General features: G+C 61.0%; 16 protein-coding genes. 8 read left to right on the top strand and 8 right to left on the bottom strand.

What is annotated here, in order from left to right:
* Positions 1–24 precede the first annotated feature (24 nt).
* The 3 genes from RIF72_RS03410 to RIF72_RS03400 form a co-directional block, all read right to left on the bottom strand.
* Positions 25–1,305 (bottom strand): ArgE/DapE family deacylase, encoded by a 1,281-nt coding sequence (locus RIF72_RS03410; protein ID WP_309073458.1) that lies wholly within the window; start codon positions 1,303–1,305, stop codon positions 25–27.
* A gap of 41 nt (positions 1,306–1,346) precedes the next feature.
* On the bottom strand, positions 1,347–2,678 hold the full coding sequence (locus tag RIF72_RS03405) for an MFS transporter (protein ID WP_309073457.1): 1,332 nt from the start codon (positions 2,676–2,678) through the stop codon (positions 1,347–1,349).
* 154 nt (positions 2,679–2,832) lie between these two features.
* Positions 2,833–4,050: a helix-turn-helix domain-containing protein gene (locus tag RIF72_RS03400; RefSeq protein ID WP_309073456.1), complete on the bottom strand. Its 1,218-nt coding sequence runs from the start codon at positions 4,048–4,050 to the stop codon at positions 2,833–2,835.
* A gap of 137 nt (positions 4,051–4,187) precedes the next feature.
* Here RIF72_RS03400 and RIF72_RS03395 point away from each other — a divergent pair, with 137 nt between their 5' ends.
* The 3 genes from RIF72_RS03395 to uvrA all read left to right on the top strand — a co-directional run bounded on the left by RIF72_RS03395 (position 4,188) and on the right by uvrA (position 9,808).
* Entirely contained in the window at positions 4,188–5,891 is a 1,704-nt protein-coding gene (locus RIF72_RS03395; protein WP_309073455.1) for an amidohydrolase, read from the top strand.
* Positions 5,892–5,900: 9 nt separating this feature from the next.
* Positions 5,901–7,148: a M20 family metallo-hydrolase gene (locus RIF72_RS03390; protein ID WP_309073454.1), complete on the top strand. Its 1,248-nt coding sequence runs from the start codon at positions 5,901–5,903 to the stop codon at positions 7,146–7,148.
* Positions 7,149–7,273: 125 nt separating this feature from the next.
* Positions 7,274–9,808 carry an excinuclease ABC subunit UvrA gene (gene uvrA, locus RIF72_RS03385; RefSeq protein ID WP_309073453.1) on the top strand — a complete coding sequence of 845 codons (2,535 nt, stop codon included), beginning with the start codon at positions 7,274–7,276 and terminating at the stop codon, positions 9,806–9,808.
* Position 9,809: 1 nt separating this feature from the next.
* Here uvrA and RIF72_RS03380 read toward each other — a convergent pair whose 3' ends face one another.
* Complete coding sequence (locus RIF72_RS03380; protein ID WP_309073452.1) at positions 9,810–11,558, bottom strand: pyruvate dehydrogenase; 1,749 nt, start codon at positions 11,556–11,558, stop codon at positions 9,810–9,812.
* Between the two features lie 87 nt (positions 11,559–11,645).
* A complete protein-coding gene (locus RIF72_RS03375) occupies positions 11,646–11,996 on the bottom strand; it encodes a hypothetical protein (RefSeq protein WP_309073451.1) in 351 nt (116 codons plus the stop codon).
* A gap of 4 nt (positions 11,997–12,000) precedes the next feature.
* On the opposite strand from RIF72_RS03375, the gene RIF72_RS03370 reads away from it, so the two are divergent.
* From RIF72_RS03370 to RIF72_RS03355, 4 genes are all read left to right on the top strand, one after another.
* Complete coding sequence (locus RIF72_RS03370; RefSeq protein ID WP_309073450.1) at positions 12,001–12,264, top strand: hypothetical protein; 264 nt, start codon at positions 12,001–12,003, stop codon at positions 12,262–12,264.
* A 56-nt stretch (positions 12,265–12,320) separates the two neighbouring features.
* Positions 12,321–13,565, top strand: a complete 1,245-nt coding sequence (gene ligD, locus RIF72_RS03365; protein ID WP_309073449.1) for a non-homologous end-joining DNA ligase — start codon at positions 12,321–12,323, stop codon at positions 13,563–13,565.
* Positions 13,566–13,661: 96 nt separating this feature from the next.
* The gene (locus RIF72_RS03360) at positions 13,662–14,864 is read left to right on the top strand and encodes a cation:proton antiporter (protein WP_309073448.1); all 1,203 of its coding nucleotides are present in this window, start codon (positions 13,662–13,664) and stop codon (positions 14,862–14,864) included.
* Positions 14,865–15,076: 212 nt separating this feature from the next.
* Positions 15,077–15,280, top strand: coding sequence for a cold-shock protein (locus tag RIF72_RS03355; protein WP_014921815.1), 204 nt, complete (start codon positions 15,077–15,079; stop codon positions 15,278–15,280).
* 67 nt (positions 15,281–15,347) lie between these two features.
* Here RIF72_RS03355 and RIF72_RS03350 read toward each other — a convergent pair whose 3' ends face one another.
* Entirely contained in the window at positions 15,348–16,544 is a 1,197-nt protein-coding gene (locus RIF72_RS03350) for an FAD/NAD(P)-binding oxidoreductase (RefSeq protein WP_309073447.1), read from the bottom strand.
* 4 nt (positions 16,545–16,548) lie between these two features.
* Positions 16,549–16,755 carry a DUF2945 domain-containing protein gene (locus RIF72_RS03345; RefSeq protein WP_309073487.1) on the bottom strand — a complete coding sequence of 69 codons (207 nt, stop codon included), beginning with the start codon at positions 16,753–16,755 and terminating at the stop codon, positions 16,549–16,551.
* Between the two features lie 120 nt (positions 16,756–16,875).
* Between RIF72_RS03345 and RIF72_RS03340 the strand changes: the two genes are divergently transcribed.
* Positions 16,876–17,688 (top strand): MBL fold metallo-hydrolase, encoded by an 813-nt coding sequence (locus tag RIF72_RS03340; protein WP_309073446.1) that lies wholly within the window; start codon positions 16,876–16,878, stop codon positions 17,686–17,688.
* A gap of 7 nt (positions 17,689–17,695) precedes the next feature.
* Here RIF72_RS03340 and RIF72_RS03335 read toward each other — a convergent pair whose 3' ends face one another.
* Positions 17,696–19,189 (bottom strand): APC family permease, encoded by a 1,494-nt coding sequence (locus RIF72_RS03335; protein WP_309073445.1) that lies wholly within the window; start codon positions 19,187–19,189, stop codon positions 17,696–17,698.
* Positions 19,190–19,218 lie beyond the last annotated feature (29 nt).

Genomic DNA, 19,218 nt, shown 5'->3' with positions numbered 1-19,218 from the left:
CTGTTCCGGCATCAGGTTTCTTGATCAGGTGACGGGACGTTCGTTAGTGCCACACCACTCCGCAATGAACAAGGCGATGCTCTTGGTAATCCGCCTGATCGATTCCACAGAGACTCGTTCGTCGAAGCCATGGATCGATTCCGAGACGGGGCCGTACACCAGCGTGGGAGTGCCCGCGTAGAGCGTGAACACCCGTCCGTCGAGATAGCCGGGGGTGGTGAAGCTGTCCAGTTCAGTGCCGAACACCTGTGCGTGGGTACGCTCCAGCACCGCTTCGGCCTCACTGCCCGGTTCCAATACGTAACCTTCAGCAAAGAAGCCTGTTTTGGTCGGAACGGCAGCAATGGGCTGCTCACCGTTACCCAGGTTCGTCAAGCATTCCTGGAGCTCGGTCCAGGCCTGATCGGCGCTGATGCCCGGGTAGACCGCAGCGCGAACGTCGAATTCACACCACGCGGGTACACTGGATGGCCAGTCCCCACCAACTATGCCTCCAAAGTTGAAGTTGATGGGGTGCACCAGATCCTCAAAATACCGGTGATTCGCCTGCTCCGTGTTCCATTTTTCTTCGACTTCACGCAGGGCTGCCATGGCGGTGTAGGCGGCATCGATGGCGTTGAAACCCGAGCCCATTTCCCGCGGATGGGTCGGCTTCCCGGAAACCCGGACCTTGAACCACAGGACGCCCACATTGGCCCGCACCAACATGTCCTCTTCTGGTTCGGGAATGACGACGGCGTCGGCGCGGTATCCGCGCATCAGGGCGGAAAGCGATCCGTTGCCGGTGCATTCTTCTTCCACCACCGACTGGAGGTGGATCCGACCCGCGGGGTCAAAGCCGGCAGCACGAACGGCGTCGAAAGCGAACAGGTTCGCCGCGAGCCCTGCCTTCATGTCACCTGCGCCGCGGCCGTACATCCAGCCGTCAATGATTGGGGCGTCCCAAGGGGAACGTGACCACATTTCCGCGGGACCTTCCGGGACGACGTCAACGTGGCCGTTCAGGATGAGGGACCGCCCGGTTTCGGTGACGGGCTGGTACGTGCCCACAACGTTGGTGACGTTTTCGTAGGAAACGGTCACTGTTCCGTGCCCCGAATGGGTGGAAAGCTCCCCCGCGTCCAGCTCCCATTGGTCCATCGCCAGGCCCCGAGCGGCCATGGCTGCATGGAGCAGTTCCTGGGCGCTGCCCTCCTTGGTGCGGAGCGAGGGGTGTTTGACGAGTTCTTGGGTGAAGGAAAGTTGGGCGTCAAAGGCGGCATCGACGGCGTCGAGGATTCGCTGGGATTGTTCGTCGGTGATCATATTCGGTTCCCTTGGCTGTGGTGTCAGGCTGTCCGGAGTCCCTAGTTATCCCGAACCAGGCGCTTGTCCTCCACGCGCAGGCGCTCCCCGAGGAAGCCGCCCACCGCGGTAAGCAGTGAGATGATGACCAGGATCAGAGCGGCGCCCCATGACTGGTTGCCGGACACTCCGAGCATGGCGGTGGCGAGCAAGGGCATGAAGCCGCTGGTAGCACCGGCGATGTTGTAGCCCAGGGCCACGCCGGAGTACCGCAGCTTTGGGGGGAACAATTCGGTCAGAAGGGCACCATTGACGGCGTAGGCGATGGCAATCAGCATGATCCCAACGGTGATGGCGAGGGTGATCAGCAGCGGCGACTTGGTGTCGATCATGGCGAACAGGGGAAACGCCATGACGGCGCTGGCGATGCCGCCCCACATGGTGACCTTGCCGGGGCCTATCTTTTCGGCCAGGCGTCCCATGAAGAAGGTCACTACAATCTGCGCCACGGCGGCGATCAGCGTGGCGTTGACCATGACGTTGCGGTCCATGCCGAGGGTATTTGATCCATAGCTGACGACGAAAGTGGTGATCATGTAGAAACCACCAACGCCAAGCAACGCGGCGAGAACTGCCACTACGAGGCGGCCACTGGCATGACGGAAGACTTCGAATGCCGGAACCTTGGACGTCTCGCCCATGGACAGCAAGTCCTTGAAGATCGGCGATTCCTCAACCTTGAGGCGGATCCAGAGGGCAACACCCAGCATGGGGAAAGCCAACAGGAACGGTATACGCCAGCCCCAGGCATCGAAGGCCTCAGACGGGAAGAGCAGGACCAGGGAGAAGGCGCCGGAGGCGAGCAGGGTGGCAACGGGAGATCCCACTTGGACGAGTGCTGCGTAGCGGCCGCGCTTTTCGGCGGGGGCATGCTCGACCGCCATGGTTACCGCACCGCCCCATTCACCGCCGACAGCCAATCCTTGGACAAGCCGCAGCACTGCCAAGAGGATGGGCGCCGCCAAACCAATGCTGCCGAAGTCGGGCAGCAGGCCGATGAGTGCAGTAGCAACGCCGATCATCACGATGGTGATGAGCAGTGCCGGCCGGCGTCCGAAGCGGTCACCGATATATCCAAAGATCATGGCCCCCAGCGGCCTGGCAGCGAAGCCGACGCCAAATGTGGCGAAGGAGGCCAGCAAAGCAGCGGTGGGGTCCATGTTGGTGAAGAACAGTCGGTTGAAAACCAGTGCTGCAGCGGTGCCGAAGAGGTAGTAGTCGTACCATTCCAGCGCTGTGCCCACAAAGGCGGCTCGGGCAATTTTTCCGGCGTCCTTGCCGGAGATAACCGGAGGGGCGCCCTCGGAGGTCGGAACGGGATGTGAGGTGGTCACGATGTGAGCCTTTCGAACAGGTGGAGTGTAGTTCGCATACAACCGCCGGGATGCCTCCGGCTGCATGTTGGGAGTTATCTACGACACTAAGTCAGTGAGAACGCACTCATCAATGACAATTTCCACCCGCTTCGCTTCAGCTATTTGTGCAAAGTCACAACGCTTCAGACTTTTCGTCATAGCCACTCAGGGCTACCAACGCCAAAGCCGCCTCCTCAGGGATGGTGAGATCCAGACCGATAACTTGCTGCAGGCTGTGCAGCCTGTTAACGGTGGTGTTTCTGTGGCAGTAGAGCTCCTCCGAGGTTTCCTTGATGGACCCGGTTCGTCCGTAAATCCGGGCAACCTGGAGTAGTCGCTGGCGTTCGTGGGATGTGCACCGGTCCAGGGCTTCGGCCACGTGAGCAGAAAACCCCGGGAGTGTTTGCTCCAAGAGGGCGGATGCGATGGCCATCCAAGTATTCTCCACCGTTGCCAACCCGAAGCCTGCACCCCTCTGGTTTGCCAGTACCAGTGCGGCCGGGGCGGCCGAGGGGACTCCAGCCAGCCCCCTGACATCCGGAACGTACCCGGCCGGAAAATCCGGTCCGGCCTCCCGCCAGGTCCTGCCCTTTCGCTGCTGACGGAAGATGTAAAGGGCTCCGCCGTGCTCGTACAGGAACGCTCGGGAATCTGACTCGAATTGGCGCTGGGCTTGGGCGATGTTGCCCGCGGCTACTCCCAACACTTCAAAAGTGTCGGTGGCCTGAACGCCCAAGGCAGCCGCCATGTCTTGAACCTCGGCTGCCGCCGCTGCGTCGCCGGGGGCGCCTATACCGCTGTTGAATAAGCGCGACAAGATTCTCTGCCGGTAGAGCTGCTTATTGCGGGTCAGCCGGGCTTCCTCCTCGGCGTACGCCTGCTGGATACTGCTGACATATCCTTCCACCGTATCCAGGACCCGTGTCATGTTGGCCACCAGGAGGGCGATTCCGGAGTCTCCTGCGACTCGCTCCAGCCCCTTCCAGAGGACGCGGAAGTCATTTCGTATGGCCTCCAGGAATGCATCAAGCGGGACGCCCTGGCTGGCCCGCCGTCTGGCAACTTCACGGGGCAGGGCCTGCAAGTCCGGCGGTAGTTCCAATCCGGCCATTTGGAATAGGAACAGATCCATGGTGTCCTCTGCCGTACGGTATACGTCCTCCGCGGGTACCAGTGCCTGCCCATAGGAGATGTCGGCGAAGCGGTCCAGGAAGTCACTGACCAGCAGGGCCCGCTCCTTCCACAGGCGTTCGATCAAGCCGGTCCATTCCGGCTCGCTTGACGGGGAAGGGTTAAAGGCCCGGGAGCGGGCGGAAAGGGAACCAGCGCTTTCGGGAGAATCAGGGCTCATGGGTCAATTTTAGGCAAACGCCCAAGATCTGTCTGCCAGGCGGCGGCTTTTGTCCATTGAAGTCACCATTTTTCCAGCATTGAATGGAAGTCGGCCCCACACGCTCCGGAAATCCCGGGCTCTATCAAAGAGGATTCATGCTCGTAGATCTCCTGATCCGCAACGCCCACATCCTGACGCAGGATCCCTCCCGCCCTACAGCGGAAAGCCTGCTCATTCATGACGGCAAAATACTCGATGTCGATCCCGACGCCGGCATGGCTGCCCGTGCGGCCCGGGTCATTGACGCCGCGGGCGCTACGATCGTCCCGGGCTTCAACGACGTTCATGCACATAGCGTGTGGTTCGGCCTGGGCCTGATGGAAGCAGGACTCGGGTCGGTGGAAAGCCTGGAGGACGTTTACGACGTCATCGCGGAAGCCGCAGCCAGGCTAGGACCCAACGAATGGGTGGTCGCCTCAGGTTTCAGCCCACTCCTTCTCGACGGCCAGCAACCGGACCGCGACCGGCTGGACGCCGCCGCCGGCGGGCGCCCCGTGTGGATCAAGCACTCGTCCGGCCACGCCTGCACGCTCAACGGGGTGGCCCTGGCCTTGATTGAGGCCGAAGGTGCAGACTTTGGAGCCGGGATCGACGGCGGTGCGGTGGTCATAGGCCCGGATGGCCGTCCCACAGGACTCCTGGAAGAAAATGCCATGCGGCTCGTCCAGGACCTCCTGCTGCCCTATCCGTTGGAAACCATCGAACGTGCCTTGGATTTGGCCACATCGCATTACTTGACGGAGGGAATCACGAGCGTCACTGATGCTGGAATTGCGGGCGGCTGGATTGGGCATTCGCCTCAGGAGTTCGCGGCGTATCAGAACGCGAAGGACAAGGGGCTCCTCAGCGTCAGGATGCAGCCGATGATCGTCCTCGATGCCCTGCACCCGTTGCAGGGGCATGCAGCGGATTCAGTGACCAGCGGACTGGATACCGGTATACGTACGGGCCTGGGCGATGATTGGCTCAAGTTGGGCCCCGTCAAGATCTTCAGCGACGGTTCGCTGCTTGGCAGCACCGCCTACGTCACCGAAGAATACGTCGGCTGTACCCACAACCACGGCTATCTCCAGATGGACGCGGCGAAGCTACGCGAAGCAGCACTCAAGGCCTACAGCGCAGGTTGGGCGGTCGCCATGCATGCGATTGGCGACCATGCAATCGACCACGCGATCGACATCCTGACAGAAGCCCAAGACACCTTCGGCCTTCACGCCCTGCCCAACCGGATCGAGCATGGAGGCGTTGTCCGCCCCGAGCAGCTGGACAGGATAGCCGCAGCCGGGATTGTCTTGGTGCCCCAACCGCACTTCATCACTGAGTTTGGAGACGGGATGGCCCGATTGCTCGGACCGAAACGCACGCTATGGTCTTACCCGGGCAAGAGCCTGCTGACACGCGGTGGGGTTCTTCCTGGCAGCTCCGACCGGCCCGTCTCCAACGGCCGCCCCCTGGATGTCATGCAGTCTTTCGTGGAGAGGCTGACACCATCCGGGGCGGTCTACGGTCCTGCCGAAAGGATCACCGCTGCGGAGGCACTGGCCGCCTACACAACAGGATCGGCTACAGCTACGGGCGCGGAGGGCGTGAAAGGCCGCCTGTCCCGCGGATATTTAGCTGACCTGGTGTTCCTCGACCAAGACCCTACGAAAGTGGTCCCCTCCGCCATCGGAGCCACCCAGGTCCTGGCAACCATGGTGGGCGGGGAAATCCGTTTCGGTGCGGATAAGTTTCCTCCACGCGTCCGAACTGAAGAACTTGAACCAGCGCTGAGCACTTCTTCCAGCACTCACAGCTAAGGAAACACCATGAGCAAAACTTACTCCAACTTCCTGGATGACTTCGCGGCAATGTCCTCCTTTGGCTCCACGGCCGGTGGAGGCGTGGACCGGCAGGCAGGCACCGCCGAGGACCACGGCACCCGCCGGTGGTTCGGGCAGTGGCTGACCCGGCATGGGTACACCGAGACGGTGGATGAAGCCGGAAACCAATTCGGTACCATCGAGCTTGTTCCGGGAGCTCCTTATGTATTGCTGGGCTCCCACCTTGATTCCCAGCCTTTGGCTGGAAGGTACGACGGCGCGTACGGGGTGCTCGCAGCAGCCACGGCCGGAAGCACCGTGGCCGCGGAAGCCCGGGCCGGGAAGGTGAACCCCGCCTACAACCTGGCTGTGGTCAATTGGTTCAACGAGGAAGGCAGCCGTTTCTCGCCAAGCATGATGGGAAGTTCGGTCTTTACCGGGAAACTTCCGCTCAAGGATGCATTGGCTACGACTGATCACAGTGGAAGCACCGTGGCGGAGGCCCTAGCCGATGGGCATCTCTTCCCGGACGGTACCGCGCCCACCCTCAGCGAGGTGGCGCGCTACGCAGAAATCCACATCGAACAGGGCCGGAACCTTGAAGAAAACGGCACGCAGGTGGGGGTGGTGGACCGCACGTGGGCTGCAAGCAAGTTCCGGGTAACCGTCGACGGAGCCCAGTCTCACACCGGCGCCACGCGAATGGAGGATCGCAGGGACGCCCTCTACGGTGCGGCTCTGCTCATCGCCGCCGCACGGGAACTGGCAGCGGAGTTTGAGCCCGGCCATTTGCACACCTCGGTGTCCGAACTGTACGTCCTTCCCAATTCCCCCGTAACCATTGCCAGGCAGGTCACCATGAACCTTGACCTTCGGTCCCCGGACGAAGAGGTACTTGCCCGGGCAGTCGAACTTTTGGGGAAATGGGCAGGCGAAGCCAGTGACCGATCCCGCACCGATGTCCGCATGGAGCTGACACACCAGTGGGGCTTGGTGGACTACCAGCCTGAAGGTGTTGCCCTTGGCATCGCAAGCGCCGAACGCTTGGGCTTCACGCACACGACCATCATGACGGTAGCCGGCCACGACTCGACCAACATGAAAGACGTTGTCCCCACCGTCATGCTCTTCGTTCCCAGTGTGGAGGGCATCTCGCACAATGAGGCCGAGCACACCACGGACGAGGATGCGCTGCGTGGTGTAGAGCTGCTGGCAGAGGTGACGCGTCGCCTTCTCCAGGGCGACATGGGCTAACTGGTTCCAAAGCTGATCCTGCCGTATTGGACAGCTTGGCTGGCTCCACCATTTTGAGGCCATACATCTCTTTGCTGATGGTATCTCCGGCGTAGGCGCGTGGGTTCACCGATAGAGTCGTTTCAATGGACAGTAAACTGCGAAATTCCCGGCACCCTGCTTTCAACCAGGAAACACCACAGTTTGCCGACGCTGAGGATGGGTTCGTCAGGGTCCGCGGAGCCCGCGAGAACAACCTCCGTAACGTGGACGTAGACGTACCACGCGATTCAATTGTTGCGTTCACCGGAGTTTCAGGATCCGGAAAATCGTCCCTTGCGTTCGGTACGATCTTTGCCGAAGCCCAGCGCCGCTACTTCGAATCCGTGGCCCCGTACGCGCGGCGCCTCATTCAACAGGGCCACAATCCCAAGGTGGAAACGATCACCGGGCTGCCACCCGCCGTCGCCCTCCAACAGCGCCGAGGCACGGCAACCGCCCGTTCCAGCGTTGGCACACTGACCACCCTGTCCAATTCCCTGCGAATGCTCTTCTCGCGAGCCGGGAGCTATCCGGAGGGGGCCCGGCAATTGGACTCCGATGCCTTCTCTCCCAACACTTCAGCCGGTGCGTGCCCTGAGTGCCACGGACTGGGAGTCGCCCACACGGTCACGGAAGAGTCCCTGGTTCCCGACCCGTCCCTCAGCATCCGGGATGGTGCCATCGCCGCGTGGCCCGGCGCTTGGCAGGGCAAAAATCTCCGCGACATACTCACACATCTTGGCTACGACGTCGACATGCCGTGGAGGAAGCTGCCCAGAAAGGACCGCGACTGGATTCTCTTCACCGAAGAGCAGCCCGTTGTGGAAGTGACGCCGCAACGGGACCGAGTCGCCAAGCCCTACAAGGGTCGGTTCTGGAGTGCCAAAAGCTATGTGCTCCACACCCTGGCCGACTCCAAAAGCACCACGATGCGTGACAGGGTGCTGCGCTTCATGAAAACAGGGCGTTGCTTGCAGTGTGATGGCAGCGGGCTCCGGCCGGACGCACTTGCTGTTACTTTCGCAGGCAGGACCATCGCCGAGCTCAACGCGCTACCGATGGCCGATCTCGCCAACATCATCCGCCCCACCACGGAATTGACGGCGGCCGGCACAGCCTCACGGACTGAGACCTCCGGTGAAACCAACGAGGTAGCCGTCGCCATCACCCGCGACCTACTAAACCGGGTCACGGTACTTTTGGATCTAGGCTTGGGTTACCTCGCGCTGGGTCGTCCAACACCAACGCTCTCTCCCGGCGAGATGCAACGCCTAAGGATCGCCACCCAGCTGCGTTCCGGGCTTTTCGGCGTCATATACGTGCTTGATGAACCATCTGCAGGACTGCACCCGGCCGATGCCGAGCCGCTCCTCGCTGTGCTCGACCAGCTCAAGAGCTCAGGCAACTCCGTGTTCGTGGTGGAGCACAACATGGATTTCGTCAGGGCAGCCGATTGGCTTGTCGATGTCGGACCCCGCGCCGGTGATGGCGGAGGGCAGGTACTTTACAGCGGTCCCGTGGCTGGACTTGCCAACGTGCAGGATTCCATCACGCGGCCGTTCCTGTTCCCTGACAGCCACAACCCGAATCCACCAAAAGAGCCCCGCCAGCCGAAAGAGCACCGCCAGCCGAAGGAGTGGCTCAAGCTTCAGAACATCAACCGCCATAACCTTCGGGACTTGGAGGCTGAGTTCCCGTTAGGCGTGCTCACGGCAGTGACTGGCGTGTCCGGCTCGGGTAAGTCCTCCCTGGTCAGCCACGTTCTGGCCGAGGTTATCGGGGCCGAGCTGCACCCCGAAGGAGACGCTTCGCACGAGGCGAACACTGTGGGCCTGGTATCCGGGCTCCACCAGCTGGACCGGCTCGTCAAGGTGGACCAGAGACCCATCGGGCGGACCCCTCGCTCCAACCTGGCCACCTACACCGGGCTCTTTGACGGAGTCCGGAAGGAGTTCGCAGCCACTGAGGGAGCCCGTGCCCGAGGCTTCGGGGCTGGCCGGTTCTCCTTCAACGTGGCCGGCGGCCGTTGCGAAACCTGCCAGGGAGAAGGGTTCGTGGCAGTGGAACTACTGTTCCTCCCCGGGAGTTACGGGCCCTGCCCCGAATGCCACGGGTCGCGGTTCAATCCCGAAACCCTGGAAGTCACTTACCGTGGACACAGTATTGCCGACGTCCTGGGCATGACCGTGAACGCGGCTTCCGAATTCCTGGCTGATCTTCCCGGCGTTGCCCGCAGCCTCCAGACCCTTCGCGAGGTGGGCCTGGGATACCTCCGCCTGGGCCAGCCGGCCACCGAGCTTTCCGGCGGCGAAGCACAGCGCATCAAACTCGCCACCGAGCTGCAGCGCATCCAGCGCGGCCACACACTTTATTTGCTGGATGAGCCCACTACTGGACTACACCCGGCCGACGTCCAACTCCTGATGGCCCAGTTGCACAAGCTAGTGGATGCAGGCAATACGGTCATCGTGGTGGAGCATGAGATGGATGTCGTGGCAGGCGCAGACTGGGTGATCGATCTGGGACCCGGCGGAGGCGACGCCGGCGGGCAGATCATGGTCGCAGGCCCGCCAGCCGTCGTCGCGCGTTCCCTAACAAGCCGGACAGCGCCCTACCTCGCTGCCGCCAGCCGTCTGTAGCCTACCGCCGGGGAATGTTGCGCAGGTTGCTTCGCGCCATGCTTACAGCTTCCCCGGCACCACGGTTCAGGACCACTTTGGACATGGCCGTGGCGAATCCAAGGACCTGCGAGCCCGATATCTTCGGCGGAATGGAGAGCGCGTTGGGGTCGGTGATGAGTTCCACCAAGGACGGCCCGGGATGTGCAAATGCCTCCCGGTATGCTGCTTCAATGTCTGCCGGATCCGTGACGCGCACGGAGTGGAAACCCAAGGCTTTGGCCACCGCTGCGTAGTTGGCGTCCGGAACGTCCACTCCGAAGTCGGGTAGCCCGTCTACCAACATTTCGAGCTTCACCATTCCTAGCGTGGAGTTATTGAACACCACCACATTCACGGGTAGCTGGTGTGCCGCCACTGTAATGAGCTCGCCCATCAGCATGGACAGGCCGCCGTCGCCGGACACGGACACCACCTGTCTCCCGGGGTAGGCCACCTGCGCGCCAATGGCGTGCGGAAGGGCATTGGCCATGGATCCGTGGAGGAACGAGCCGATCAGCCGACGGGTGCCCAACGGGTTGATGTAACGCGCAGTCCAGACGTTGCACATGCCTGTATCGGCTGTGAAGATAGCGTCTTCCGCTGCAACCTGGTCCAGCAGCGAGGCCGCGTACTCGGGGTGGATAGGCTGCTTCTTCTCCACTTTGCGGGTGTAGGCTCCCACGGCTTTGTTCATCAGGCGGTCATGCTTCTTCAGCATCTGGTCAAGGAAACGTCTGCTCTTCTTCGGCGTAACCAATGGCAACAAAGCGGTCAAGGTGGGACGTACGTCGCCATGGACTGCGATGTCGACGTCGGTCCGCCGCCCCAGCCGCTGCGCGGCCCTGTCAACCTGGGCAGTGCGGGTGTCCGGCAGGAACTGATCATAGGGAAAATCAGTGCCGAGCAGGATGAGCAGGTCCGCGTCTTCAATGCCCTCGGCCGCCGCCCCATAGCCGAGCAGCCCGGTCATCCCAATATCGAAGGGGTTGTCGTACTGAACGAAGTCCTTGCCCCGCAGGGAGTGGCCGATAGGTGCGTTGACCAGTTCTGCCAGGGCGATCAGTTCATCATGCGACCCTTCGACGCCGGCGCCGGCAAAAATAGCCACCTTACCGGCGTCGTTAATGGCGTCAGCCAGTTCCCGGACGCTGGCTGGATCGGGTACCAGGGCTGCCGGTCGGAATGCAGCCGGCAACGGGGTTGGTGCCGTAGCTTCAAGCCCGGCGATGTCGCCCGGAAGGGTCACAACTGCGACTCCCCCGAGGCCAACAGCGTTCTGGATGGCGCTGTGCATGACCCGCGGTGCTTGCTCGGCCGTACTAATCATCTCCGAATACACGGAGCACTCGTTGAAGAGCCGGTCCGGATGCGTTTCCTGGAAGAATCCGCTGCCGATCTGCTTGCTGGGAATGTGCGAAGCAATGGCAAGCACCGGTGCTCCGGTGCGGTTGGCGTCGTACAACCCATTGATCAGGTGCAAATTGCCGGGACCGCAAGACCCCGCGCAGACAGCCAGTTTTCCCGTCAGCTGGGCCTCAGCAGCGGCAGCGAATGCGGCAGCCTCCTCATGGCGAACATGGATCCAATCGATGCCGCCCTTCTTGGAGCCTCCAGTTTGCCGGACAGCGTCCACGATCGGGTTAAGGCTGTCGCCAACGATTCCGTAGATCCGCTGCACTCCGGCAGCCTGGAGTTGTTCGATGAGTTGGGTGGCAAGTTCCTTGGCCATAGTGTGCAGGCTCCCTCAATGGTGGTGTTGGGCTGACAGGGCCAATATAGTCGGCCCGCCCCGCCCCCACCTGTGAACGCCTTCTGCTTAAGCTGCCAGCCGCGTCTCGAACAGGCGCTCCGCAAGGCTTAACAGATGACGCGGCACATCCTCATCATTACCGCTGCTCCCATGACCGAGGAAAACGGCAGTGCCACTGACTGTGCTTTCCATGGGAGTGCCTGCCTCGCGAATCAAGACCTCGGCCCGCGGGTTGAGGGGCAAAGGAATGTGGATTGCTTCGTCATTCAAGAGAACGTGCCAACCCCGGCCGGTTATTGCTTCAACATTTCCTTCCACGAGGGACTGCTGAACCGTCAAAACGGGCTCGATTCTCTCCACTCGAATAAACTCTCTGAGGCGTGCAGGAATAATGAGCGCGGTAATGAGCTGCTGCATTGCTGTGACTTTCGTTTACGCTGCTATGCAGCCGCGTTACCGCTGGTTTTTCCGGGGTTTTGAAAAGAGATTCTCACTGCCTTCAGCCTTCGCCCTCTTTTCGGCCCTCTTTTCGAGAATCGTTTTCCCTGATTTCTTCGACTTGGCGCTGCTTGGCGATTTTCCCGACATTTTATGCTCCTTGGTTTTTGGTTATGACAACACCATACCTACTTATATTTTTAAAGCCAGTTACAGAATTCTCAGCTTGTTGCCGAAAGGAGTTTAATGCTCTTCTCCAACCTGGCTCTGGTTGGGAAGGCTGTTGGTTGCTAGCGTGGCCGCATGAACCCGTCGAAGTCCCCGGCCAAGATCCTCGACATCACCGGCCATGAGGTCCGTATCTCCAACCCGGACAAGATGGTGTTTCCCGAGCCCGGGCTGACGAAGCTCGATCTGGTGAACTACTACCTCGCAGTGGCAGAGGGGGCGCTACGCGGCGCCGGCGGCCGTCCGATGGTACTCAAACGCTTTCCCAAGGGCATCGACGCGGAACCGTTCTTCCAGAAACGCGTCCCTGAAAACCATCCTGAGTTCATTGGCACAGCAACTCTCCACTACTCGTCCGGCACCTCCGCGGAGGAGACGGTGATCCGCGATGCTGCCGGCTTGGCGTGGGTGGTGAATCTCGGATGTTTGGACCTCAACCCGCACCCTGTCCGTGCGGAGGATCTTGACCACCCGGACGAACTGCGGGTGGATTTGGACCCTATGCCCGGGGTTGATTGGTCCCGGATTGTGGACACGGCCTACGTTGTACAGGATGTCCTGGATGATGTCGGGTTGGTGGGGTGGCCAAAGACAAGCGGCTCCCGGGGGCTCCATATCCTGGTCCGAATAGCACCGCAGTGGTCTTACCGTGATGTGCGGCTCGCCGCCGAGACCCTTGCCCGTGAAGTGGAAAACCGTGCTCCGGGGCTGGCAACCGCCAAGTGGTGGAAGGAGGAGCGTGGGGAGAGCGTGTTCGTTGACTTCAATCAGAACGCCAAGGACCGCACCGTGGCTTCCGCTTACTCTGTCCGTTCCCGGCCCGATGCCCGCGTCTCTACACCGCTCGCTTGGGAGGAGGTGCGCTCCGCCCGGCCAGAGCAGTTCACAGTCCGCTCAGTACCCGATCGGTTTTCAGATCTGGGCGACCCCCACGCGGGAATAGACGACGCCGCCGGCTCGCTCGATGGGCTTCTTTCGCTGGCTGCCGAGCTTGGCCCAGCCGAGAAGGCGCCCAGGAGCGGCGACGGCTCGGGTCGCCGGGTCTCAATGATGCCCCTTATAGAGGTTGCCCGCACCAAGACCAAGCCCGAGGCCGAGGCAGCACTCCATGAGTGGAAGGCCCGGCACGCTGACGTTGTTTCCCTGCTGCACCCTGCCGACGTCCTTGTTGACGGGATGCGGGGATCGAGTTCGCTTTGGTATCGGGTGCGGGTAAACCTTCAGCACATCCCTGAAGACAGGCGCCCGACCCAGGAGAAACTCATCGCGGACTATGACCCGTGGGCGGGCAAGGAATGGCCCGGCCGGCCAGCTTCCTGACGCTGCCCAAACCTGGACTTCTGGCGCACTGGGAGAGCTGGCGGTAGCTTTGGAGTACTTTTCCTTGAAGCAGCCAAGGTACCGGAGGCACTGCCGATGCAAGGCTTGTCCACGTCATTGGTCCTCATCGCCGTCCTGGCCGTCGCAGCGCCTCTTGCCACCCGGCTACTTGACCGTTGGGTCAAAGTGCCCATCGTGGTCTTTGAGATTGTCCTTGGCATCCTGTTCGGACCCAGCCTCCTGGGCTGGGTGCAGTCCACCGCCTTAACGGATACGCTGGCTGACTTCGGATTGGCCATGTTGTTTTTCGTGGCGGGCAACGAGATCGATTTCGCGGCGATCCGAGGGCGACCCATTTATCGCGCCTCAGCTGGCTGGGTCATTTCCCTGGCCGCCGGCATTGGGGCCGGTTTCATCCTGGGCCCCTCACCTGAGGCAGCCGTGATTATCGGCGTTGCCTTGTGCTCCACGGCTTTAGGCGCTTTGCTGCCCATCCTTCGGGACGCCGGCGCTTCCAAGACGCCGATCGGTGTCGCCGTGACGGCCTTGGGTGCGGTCGGCGAGTTCGGTCCGCTGATTGCTATCTCCCTGTTCTTCAGTGGCAAACAACTCGGCGTCGCATCAGGAGTCCTCCTCGGCTTCGTTCTCCTGACTGGTGTGGCAATCTACTTTGCTTCCCAGGCACGGCACACGCTGTTCCACGCCCAAGTCACCGCCACACTGCATACCAGCAGCCAATTCGCCATGCGTTCCATCCTGTTGATTCTTAGCGGTCTGGTGGTCCTCAGCATGATTCTGGGACTGGACATGTTGCTGGGTGCCTTCGCCGCGGGAGTCCTCTGGAAGGTCACCATCGCACGCGCTCCTGAAGTAGATCGGAAAGTCATTGAGACGAAGATCGACGCCGTCGCCTTTGGCTTCCTGGTGCCCATCTTCTTCATCGACACCGGCATTGACTTCGATCTTGGCGCCTTGACTTCCAGTCCCGCGACCCTGGCAATGGTCCCGCTGCTTCTTGCCCTGTTGCTGATCATCCGCGGGCTTCCGTCCTTGCTCGCCGCGCCTCCCGGCGCCACCCGAGCGGACAAACGGGCCCTCATGCTGTTCGGGGCCACAGCTTTGCCAATCATCGTCGCCGTGACAACCATTGGCCGGGAACATGGGTTCATCAGCAGTGGAATTTCCTCCGCCCTCATAGGCGCGGGGATGCTCTCGGTACTCCTGTTTCCGCTGCTGGCGCTTCGCGCACCAGGCCGCACAGAAGCAGCGGACCCTGCACTGCTCCCACCGAAAGCGTGACCAAGCGCGGCTGCCCTGAAGCAGCCTCCGGCAAGGCAACAAGCGGACGACGGCGGCCTTCCGCCGTCGGGCGTTCTTCCCACCGATGCCTAAGCGTCTCCCCAAATGTGTTGCCCCAAGCGTAACCGGCCCATAGGCTCATATCGTGAGTGGCAGGGACGGCAAACCGACCAGCGGGACCGACCAGCGACCGGGTGAAGGAAATTAAAGGCATGGCAACAGGAACAGTTAAGTGGTTTAACGCTGAAAAGGGTTTCGGATTCATCGCCCCGGACGATGGAGGCCCTGACGTGTTTGCTCACTACTCAGCGATTACGTCGAGCGGATACCGCTCGCTGGAGGAGAACCAGAAGGTCCAATTCGACATTACGCAGGGTCCCAAAGGTCCGCAGGCGGAGAACATCCAGCCCGCTTAGGTTCACAACACCAGATTCACTAACAGAGACCGGTCCGGCCTATTGGCCGGACCGGTCTCTTTGCGTCCTACGCGCGGCCTTTGAGGATCAGGTGCCAGTAAACCTGCGGGAACATATCGCGGTCCACCCACCAGGAGAGCCGGCTTTCCTTCCATGTGGGAACCTTTGGGATGGTTGGCATCGGCCGGTAGTGGGGGTCGAACTCGGCAAAGACCACTGTGCTCCGTGAAACGGTGAACGGACATACCGAGTATCCGTTGTACTCCTGGCTGAGCGGTTCGTCTTTGCGGGCCGAGACCAGATTTTTCGCCAGGACCTTGGTCTGCTTACGCAGCGCGCCTCCGGCTTTGGAGTTAGTGGTTCCTGCGGCATCGCCCAGTGACCAGACATTGGGGTGCCTGGGATGCCGCAGGGTCAGCGTATCCACCTCCACGAAACCATGCTGGTCTCCTGCCGCTGGCAAGTCCGTAGCTTTTAGCCAGTCCGGCGCAGACTGGGGTGGAACGGCGTTGAGGACATCGTAGGGCAGGTCCTCCGAAGTGTTGTCCGCGTTGTTCCGAATAGTGGCCGTACGTCCGGCAGGATTCACCGCCACCAGTTCGCTGTTTGTCCTGAGTTCGATTCCGTACTCGGCAATCTTGCGGTCAAGCTCCCGGTCTACCTCCGGAATGCCGAAGACTGTGGGATAAGGCTGAACCATGACAACCCGGATATTCTGCAGGACGCCTTGCTGCCTCCAGTAGTCGCAGGCCAAGTACATCGGCTTCTGGCTTGCCCCGCCGCACTTAATTGGTCCCGAAGGCATCGTAAAGATGACGGTGCCCGATTTCATAGTGCTCAAGAGGGTCCAGAGTTTCGGCGCAAGCTCAAACTCGTAATGAGAGGAACCGTACGGTGAATGCACCGCCTCAGCCAGCCCCGGAACGGCGTCCCAGTTGTACTGCAGCCCCGGGCACACCACAAGGTGCCCGTAGGTCACTGTGGAACCGTACCCCAGCGTGACCGAGTTAGCATCCGCCTCCACGTTGACCGCTTTGTCCTTGATCCACTCAACCCCCTTGGGTGTCACGGACTCCTGGCTTCGAACGGCTTCCTTGACCTCGGCCCGGCCACCGGCAATATGGGAGAACAAGGGCTGGTAGAGATGATGCTCCTTGGGCTCGATGAGGGCGATGTCCTTGACGCCATATCGCTTCAAGCGCGCAGCCAATGACACACCTGCATTGCCCCCGCCGATGATGACCACCTCGTATTGCGGTGCCATTCGACTAGCTCTTTTCAGTCAATGCTGAGCCCTTGTGCGCTGCCTTGGCACCGGTTTTTTCTGACTCCACCACATACTGCGGCTCGTCCTCGCTGGCCACGTGTTTGTTGCCATCCAGGACAAAGTCACTGGTCTTCTTTTCCACGATCTTTCCGTGCGTCTTGCCCTGCGGGGTGTTCCACTCCACGTGTGTTCCCTTGCTCAGTGCCATGTCCGCTCCTAGTGTGGTGTCCCTCTCCGACTTCGACTGCTCCACAATGGTAAGCATGATGATCACCTGGCGATACCTGGCGGGACAGCCGGATACAAAGTGCCGAGGAAAGGACTCCTGATGCTGATCTGCGCAACCTGCGCCGTTGAACGCGACGAACCTGCGCCGGATGTTTGTCCTATCTGTGCCGATGAACGACAGTACGTGCCCGAGGACGGGCAACAATGGCTCACCCTGGACGAACTCGCTCGGACAGGACAGAAGGTCGTGCTGGAGCAAAATGAACCCGGACTTATTGCGGTCAGGACTGAACCCGGAGTCGGTATCGGCCAGACTGCCCAGCTTGTGGTGACGTCCCAAGGCTCGCTGCTGTGGGATCCGGTGGGTTACGTCGATGACAACGCTGTGGCGGCGGTCCTCGAACACGGCCCCGTTGTAGCTATTGCCGCCAGTCATCCGCACATGTTCGGAGTGCAGGTGGAATGGTCGCGCCGCCTTGGAAACGTCCCGGTACTGGTCGCCGAAGCCGACCGCGAATGGCTCGGACGCAGGGATCCAAGCGTTACCTACTGGTCCGGCACCACAACAATCGCCGAAGGATTGGTCCTGCATCAAACAGGGGGGCACTTTGCGGGCAGCGCGGTGGTGCACTGGGAGGCAGGGGCGGGCGGAAGAGGGGTACTGCTGACCGGTGACAGCGTATATCCCAACCCCGATCGCCGCACGGTCGCGTTCATGCGGAGCTATCCCAATCGCTTACCGCTCTCCGGGGCGGTGGCGTTACGTATCGCAGCTCAGCTGGAGATGCTGACGTTCGACCGGATCTACGGCAACTTCAACAACATCATCGCCTCCGGAGCGAAAGACGTCCTGTACGATTCTGCACGACGCCACGCAGCATGGACTCAAGGAGACTTCGACCATCTCACCTGAACCCGCGTCAATCCTGCGGTGGCTGTTGTGGTCCTTGGCCCTCTGCATCCACCTGCGCGCTGGCTGGTTCTGCCGCTCCAGAGTTGCTTTTCCTGGTGATCAACCAGGTAATGAACCACAGAACCACGCCGATGGCCATGAGACCGCCGGCCACTTCGTACTGGATGGGGTTCCTGCCCACCCAGGGACCAGCGAGGAAGGCACAGAGCACAGCTGCCACCAATGGCAGCTGTCCTGGAGAAGTGAAGAACACCTTCCGGTGAGGATCGCGCTTTCTGCGGAGAACTACGCATGCCACGTTGACCAAGGTGAACACGCACAGCAGCAGGAACGCCGTGGTCCCGGAAAGGTTGGCCACGATGTTGCTGGAGGGGTCACTGCTGACGTACCAGATCAGCCCCATGGCCAGGACGGTGGAGAACACGATGCCGGCCCAGGGTGACCGGCGACCCGGTAGGACCCGTCCCAGGGATCGAGGCAAAACGTGCTGGCGTGCCATGCCATAAATCATCCGGCTGGCCATCAACATGTTGATCAACGCCGTGTTGGCCACTGCGAAGACGGCGAGGAAAGGAAAGATCTTGTCGATGGGGAAATCCGGTGACCCTTTGTGCACCACTTCCAGAAGAGCCGCCCCCTCAGCTTCCCTGATCTCCCCCAGCTCCGCCGGTGTCAGCACACTGACCACTGACACAGCCACCAGCACGTAGAGGATCACTGCTATACCGAGGCCAGTCAACATGGTGCGGGGGAAAATCCGCTCCGGATTCCTGGTTTCCTCCACCATATTTACCGAGTCCTCGAAGCCGACCATGGCAAAAAAGGCAATGGATGTGGCTGCAGTGACCGCCAGGAACAACCCTTTGTCCTGATAGTCGGTAAAAACGAAGACTTCCTGGACATTGCCGGTTCCCTGGGCCATCACGAAGAAGCCCACCCCGATCACGATACACAGGGCAAGCACCTCAACTGCGGTGAGTATGACGTTGAACTTAACGCTCTCCCCCACGCCGCGAAGGTTGATCACGGCCAGCAGCAGCATGAATCCCAGTGCCACGGCAGTGATCACGCCGCGGTCCGGCACGTCCATCCAGCCGTTGACCTCCATGCCACCAAAAAAGTTTTGGGCAAGGACATTGGCCGACGTCGAGGCACTGGTGATGCCTGAGCAGACAACGGCGAACGCCACAAGAAAAGTAACGAAATGGATTCCGAAGGCCTTATGCGCGTATAACGCAGCACCGGCTGCCTGAGGGTATTGCGTCACCAGCTCAAGGTAGGAAAACGCGGTGAGGGTGGCGACGATAAAGGCGAGCACGAACGGCAACCAGACGATTCCACCAACTGTCCCTGCCATAGTCCCCGTAACCGCGTATACCCCGGCCCCAAGAATGTCTCCGACAATAAAGAGGAGGAGAAGTTTGGGTCCCAGCACGCGTTTAAGCTGTGGTTCCTCACCGGCAGGCGTTGCTTCCAAGGCGTTGTCTGACGTGGTGCTCATGGTCCACCCCCGGCCCGTACACGGTCCCC

Origin of the sequence: Paenarthrobacter sp., assembly GCF_031180005.1 — a bacterium.
In the GTDB taxonomy this organism is placed as follows: domain Bacteria; phylum Actinomycetota; class Actinomycetes; order Actinomycetales; family Micrococcaceae; genus Arthrobacter.
The sequence above is the reverse complement of the archived record's forward strand: the minus strand, read 5'-3'. Positions and strand labels throughout refer to the sequence as shown.

Bases quoted from the DNA above. Each gene is read 5' to 3' on its own strand.
- RIF72_RS03345 (WP_309073487.1), bottom strand. From the start codon at position 16,755: ATGGCACTGAGCAAGGGAACACACGTGGAGTGGAACACCCCGCAGGGC.
- RIF72_RS03395 (WP_309073455.1), top strand. From the start codon at position 4,188: ATGCTCGTAGATCTCCTGATCCGCAACGCCCACATCCTGACGCAGGAT.
- RIF72_RS03390 (WP_309073454.1), top strand. From the start codon at position 5,901: ATGAGCAAAACTTACTCCAACTTCCTGGATGACTTCGCGGCAATGTCC.
- RIF72_RS03380 (WP_309073452.1), bottom strand. From the start codon at position 11,558: ATGGCCAAGGAACTTGCCACCCAACTCATCGAACAACTCCAGGCTGCC.
- RIF72_RS03335 (WP_309073445.1), bottom strand. From the start codon at position 19,189: ATGAGCACCACGTCAGACAACGCCTTGGAAGCAACGCCTGCCGGTGAG.
- RIF72_RS03340 (WP_309073446.1), top strand. From the start codon at position 16,876: ATGCTGATCTGCGCAACCTGCGCCGTTGAACGCGACGAACCTGCGCCG.
- RIF72_RS03350 (WP_309073447.1), bottom strand. From the start codon at position 16,544: ATGGCACCGCAATACGAGGTGGTCATCATCGGCGGGGGCAATGCAGGT.
- uvrA (WP_309073453.1), top strand. From the start codon at position 7,274: ATGGACAGTAAACTGCGAAATTCCCGGCACCCTGCTTTCAACCAGGAA.
- RIF72_RS03355 (WP_014921815.1), top strand. From the start codon at position 15,077: ATGGCAACAGGAACAGTTAAGTGGTTTAACGCTGAAAAGGGTTTCGGA.
- RIF72_RS03410 (WP_309073458.1), bottom strand. From the start codon at position 1,305: ATGATCACCGACGAACAATCCCAGCGAATCCTCGACGCCGTCGATGCC.
- RIF72_RS03360 (WP_309073448.1), top strand. From the start codon at position 13,662: ATGCAAGGCTTGTCCACGTCATTGGTCCTCATCGCCGTCCTGGCCGTC.
- RIF72_RS03400 (WP_309073456.1), bottom strand. From the start codon at position 4,050: ATGAGCCCTGATTCTCCCGAAAGCGCTGGTTCCCTTTCCGCCCGCTCC.
- ligD (WP_309073449.1), top strand. From the start codon at position 12,321: ATGAACCCGTCGAAGTCCCCGGCCAAGATCCTCGACATCACCGGCCAT.
- RIF72_RS03375 (WP_309073451.1), bottom strand. From the start codon at position 11,996: ATGCAGCAGCTCATTACCGCGCTCATTATTCCTGCACGCCTCAGAGAG.